The organism is uncultured Salinicola sp., assembly GCF_937921195.1.
Taxonomy (GTDB): domain Bacteria; phylum Pseudomonadota; class Gammaproteobacteria; order Pseudomonadales; family Halomonadaceae; genus Salinicola.
On sequence record NZ_CALFQK010000051.1, the window covers coordinates 1 to 3,320 of the forward strand.

The following is a 3,320-nucleotide window of genomic DNA, read 5'->3' on the forward strand; positions in this document are numbered from 1 at the left end:
CGGGATCGATCGGAAACGCCGCGGTTCGGCAGCCCTTCGGACGCCCGGCTAGCGCTGGGTAGCGTCAGCCGGGCGCAGGCTTCAGGCATAGGTGTTGATTTGCGTTCCCACGCTGCCGGAGGATGCCAGCTCCGGCGACGGTGACACCGAGGACATCAACTGCGCGATGTGTGACGCCTGCCCATCCAGCGACTTCTTCAACAGGCTATTCTGCACTTGCTGGTCCTGATTGAAGTTCTGTAGTGCCAACGCAGTGCCGACGGTGGCATTGACTGCAGTATCCATCACCAACTCCTTGATCCGAAGAAAGGCCATGTTGCCATCGAACTTTCAGTTTCTCGATCTTTCGGTTTCTCGATCTTTCGGTCCATCGATTGGTCTTATCGGCCGGACGCCACACCGACTTTAGCCATCGGGCATGGGCAGGCATCGCGGGCGGCGACCCCTGCGGGTAAATCACGACGCTATCGTCTACGCTTGACGGCGCAATTCTCATCCGGTCAAGCGTTTACCGTCCGAAGGATATATCGATGCCCAGACTCTCGTTTACCCTCGCACTGGCACTCTGTGTCGGCGTTACCTTGAGTGCCTGCCAGCAGCGTGATGCCGCGAATCAGGATAGCGACGCTTCCAAGGAGACCTTCCACGCGGCGAATTACCCGCTCGAGGTCCAGTACGATGCCTCGCTGACACGCGTCGATGGAGAGGTCTCCAGCTATTTCGACGACGGCGGCTGGCAACTGTCGGACAACACGCCCGGCGATCGCCTGATCCTGCTGGAACTCCCCGAATCCGACGACGTGGCGACCGCGCTGTGGCGCCTGGGCGCAAGCCGTGATACCGAGGCCGTGGACCACTGCCTGACCTTGCCTGCCAATGCCCAGGCCATGCCCACCAAAACCACCTTGGCGGGAGAGGCGTTTACGGGCTTCACCCTTGGCGACGCCGGCATGAGCCACTTCCAGAATGCCGAAGGTTATCGCGCCGTGGTGAACGATACCTGCTACGCCATCGACCTGATCGTGCAGGGCACCCGTGGCGAGGTCTACGATCCCCCACGCCAGCCGCCGTTCTCCAGCGACGAGGCCATGAAACGGTTGCGCTCGATCAGCGACGGGCTGTCGTTCACTGGCAAATAGCCAGGCTATCCCACTGCCGCCGGCGTTCGGCCGGCCACCTGAGGGAGCGCGCGCGCCCCCGATGGGGTCGCTCCAGCCGAATACCGGCTCGATGCCGCCGCGTCGATCGTCTTCCCCAGATCGAAGGACGAGATCGCCTCATCCAGCAGGCAGGATTGCTGACGCAGTCGCTCCGAGGCGCGCGAGACGCTATCGACCAGCGATCCGTTCTCCTCGGTATCCTGGCCGATCCCGCGCAGGTCGGCGTTGACCTCGCCAATGTCGTCGCTCTGGCGGCAACAGGCCTGGCTGATCCCGTCGATCAGCCGGGCGACATCGTTCGTCCGGGCAAGCATGTCGGCCATGGTATGCGCGACGTCTTCCGCCCTGGCGGTACCGTTCACGACTTGCTGCCGGGAGTTGCCGATCAGCGCCCTGATATCGCGGGACGCGCCGGCGCTGCGGTTGGCCAGCGCCTGCACTTCGCCGGCGACGACCGCAAAGCCACGCCCGCTCTCCCCCGCGCGCGCTGCCTCCACGGCGGCATTGAGCGCCAGGATATTGGTCTGAAAGGCGATGCTGTCGATCAGATCGGTGATTTCGGTGATCCTGTTCGAGCTCTCGCGCAACTGATGCATGGCCTCTGTCAGCGCATCCACCATCTGCTGGCCCTCTTCCGCCACGCCGCCTGCTTCACTGGCCAGCGTACTGGCGCGTCGGGCATGGTCGCTGTTCTCCTGCACGGAGCCGCCGAGAGCCTCGAGCTTGCCTTGCGTGCGGACCAGCGCCGTCTCCTGCCGGCGATTGCGATCGGCGAGCTCGTCGTTGCCTTGATTGATCGTGCTGGAGACTCCCGCCACCTCGACGAGCGTCGCCTCCACGCGCCCGAGCGTCGCGCGCACGGCCTGCATCGTGCGCTTGAACTCGCCACCGACGTGGCTGCGCATCGTCGTATCGTCGAAGCCGAGATCGAATATGCCCTCGCGGCGCCCGATGTGCCTGCTAAGACGGCTCAGCTCTTCGGCAATGACGGCGTCACGTGCCATCTGGCGCGCCAGGAACCCCAGCACCACCGTCTGGACGACCACGTAGGCAGCGTGGATCAGGACCATCGGCAGATAGGCCATCATGTGCGATTGCGGCATCACATAGATGTCCCAGCCCTGGTGTTGCAAATAGCAGAACAGCAGGTGATGACCCGCGATTACGCCCGCGCCGCAGGCCAGCACCCGCCAATCCCGGTACGCCAGCAGGGTCGACAACAGGACGAAGATGACGAAGTGCCCCTCGATCATCCCCAGCAGCAGGTGGATCTGCAGTCCCGCATGGACCATGAACGCCGTCGCCACGCCGAGACGCGTCATCAGTGCGGTCGGCCAGCACCGAATCATCGCGATGGGTACGATACTGGCCGGCAACCCCACGACCAGGGCTGGCCACCACAGGTCGTGAATGGCGGCCATTCCCAGTGTCGCGAAGCAGAGGACGATCAGCAGCAGCTCCATCAGACGATTGGCACGAACATAGACGCCGGTCAGCAGGTCACTGGGCGAAGAAGATGAATCCATGGCGTCTCTCACGGTCTTGTTGTCGGATCCGGTCCATTACCGGGTGTCAGCGTGCATGCCGATCAGAACAGTTATCGGCACCGCGAAGCGACACTTCACTCCCTTTTCGTCGGCCCCTCCCCGCCGCGGGACACCGCCGTGGCGCGGCTGCTACACTGCGAGCGCCAGCCCCAAGGATTGGATGACCTCATGAAAACCATCGGAGCCCACGTCAGCGCCGCGGGCGGTGTCGACCAGGCCGTGAGTCGCGCCACCGAGATCGGCGCCAACGCTTTTGCGCTGTTCACCAAGAATCAGCGCCAGTGGAAGGCCAAGCCCCTGGAAGAGAGTACGATCGAGGCATTCAAGCGCGCCTGTCGCGAGCAGGGTTTCGGCCCGGCGCAGATACTTCCCCACGACAGCTACCTGATCAACCTGGGCCATCCCGACCCGGACGGGCTGGCCAAGTCCCGCGCGGCGTTTCTCGACGAGTGCCAGCGCTGCGAGCAGCTGGGGCTGACACTGCTCAACTTCCACCCCGGCAGTCATCTCAACCGGATCAGCGAGCGCGACTGCCTGGCGCGCATCGCCGAGTCGATCAACGAGGCCCATGCGGCGACCCGCTCGGTGGTCGCGGTGATCGAGAACACTGGCG

Annotated in this window: 4 protein-coding genes; 2 read left to right on the plus strand and 2 right to left on the minus strand. The window is 63.9% G+C overall.

All coding sequences use genetic code 11. The features are described 5' to 3' along the window. Positions 1-81 precede the first annotated feature (81 nt). Positions 82-285 carry a putative motility protein gene (locus Q0602_RS04290; RefSeq protein WP_149436288.1) on the minus strand — a complete coding sequence of 68 codons (204 nt, stop codon included), beginning with the start codon at positions 283-285 and terminating at the stop codon, positions 82-84. A 245-nt stretch (positions 286-530) separates the two neighbouring features. Between Q0602_RS04290 and Q0602_RS04295 the strand changes: the two genes are divergently transcribed. Further along, positions 531-1,139, plus strand: coding sequence for a hypothetical protein (locus Q0602_RS04295; RefSeq protein ID WP_298839447.1), 609 nt, complete (start codon positions 531-533; stop codon positions 1,137-1,139). A gap of 5 nt (positions 1,140-1,144) precedes the next feature. Here Q0602_RS04295 and Q0602_RS04300 read toward each other — a convergent pair whose 3' ends face one another. Beyond that, a complete protein-coding gene (locus tag Q0602_RS04300) occupies positions 1,145-2,686 on the minus strand; it encodes a methyl-accepting chemotaxis protein (protein ID WP_298839449.1) in 1,542 nt (513 codons plus the stop codon). A 189-nt stretch (positions 2,687-2,875) separates the two neighbouring features. Between Q0602_RS04300 and Q0602_RS04305 the strand changes: the two genes are divergently transcribed. Then, on the plus strand, positions 2,876-3,320 hold a 445-nt coding region (locus Q0602_RS04305; RefSeq protein WP_298839452.1), incomplete at its 3' end, for a deoxyribonuclease IV.